Origin of the sequence: Aeromonas sp. QDB30, assembly GCF_027707645.1 — a bacterium.
Taxonomy (GTDB): Bacteria; Pseudomonadota; Gammaproteobacteria; order Enterobacterales; family Aeromonadaceae; genus Aeromonas; species Aeromonas caviae.
Genome location: NZ_JAPCIY010000172.1, coordinates 1 through 1,262 on the forward strand (window position 1 = coordinate 1; position 1,262 = coordinate 1,262).

1 protein-coding gene is annotated in these 1,262 nt (G+C 47.9%); it reads left to right on the plus strand.

All coding sequences use genetic code 11. The annotated features are described in order from the left end of the window. Positions 1–135: 135 nt before the first annotated feature. Positions 136–1,262 (plus strand): ISAs1-like element ISKpn9 family transposase (locus PG896_RS20965; RefSeq protein WP_053288160.1); only part of this gene is annotated, 1,127 nt, incomplete at its 3' end.

Below are 1,262 nucleotides of genomic sequence, written 5' to 3' on the forward strand. Positions count from 1 at the left end.
CAGGGCCGACGCATGATCATTCTCTGCACAAGTTGATCAAGTCTCGATCAGTTGAACGGCTCCAAGTACGATTTTAATTGTACCTTGCGTTGCCAAGCTGTAAATAGTCGAGATCTTAACCAACTGTTTATTATTATGGCCCAGAAGTCTTTGCTCGACTACCTTGAATCAATCCCAGACCCACGCAATCAGGCCAAGTGCTCACATATCTTGTCAGAGGTTGTTTTCATGGCCATTTGCGCCATGATGTGCGGTTTTGATACTTGGAGCGAGATTACCTTGTTTGCTCAAGAGCGAGAGCCATGGTTCCGGCGCTGGCTGCGCTTGCCTGGCGGCATTCCATCACACGATACATTCAACCGCATCTTTGCCACTCTGCCTCCCGCCAGTCTGAAATCCATTTTTCAAGCGTGGATCGGCGACATCATGGGCGATGAAAAACTGGTTGGCCAACTAGCGGTTGATGGTAAAGCTCTTCGTGCTACCGCTAAAGGGCGAGGAGCCAACGTTGTTCATATGGTCAATGTCTGGTCAACTGAGCTGGGAATGTGTGTTGGCCAGCAAAAAGTCGCTGACAAATCTAACGAGATCACGGCAATACCTGAGCTACTCCAACTTCTTGAATTAAAAGGGTGTTTGGTCAGTATTGATGCAATGGGTACACAGGTCAAAATTGCTGACACCATCCTCAAGAAGTCGGGGGATTACCTGCTTGCGGTGAAAGACAACCAACCTAGCCTCAATACTGAAGTAAAAGAACAGTTCCAAGCGTATTGGGATAAGAATGAAAGCGATGTTTCGGGGCACGGCTTTACTGAACAATTTGACTCAGAACATGGGCGAAAAGAGCATCGACGTTGTTGGGTTCTGGTGGTTGATGAAAGCATGCCAGTTTGCCAGCAGTGGAAAGCGAAGACGATCATAGCCGTGCAGGCTGAGCGAATTGAAAATGGCAAAGGCTATGATTTCGTGAGATTTTATATAAGTAGCCGAGCGTTGGATGCCACCTCAGCGCTGAAGGCAACCCGAGCGCACTGGTCGGTAGAAAATCTGCTGCACTGGACTTTAGATATTGCGTTCGGAGAGGATCAACTTCAGGCCAGAGCGGGCTTCGCTGGGGAAAACTTAGCGGTCATCAGGCAGTGGATACTGAACATGCTGAAGCAAAACAAATCACGTAATCTAAGCATGGCCAACAAGCGCAGGCTCTGCTGTCTGAATGAACAATATTTGTTCGAATGTATGGGGTTGTTCAAAGTATA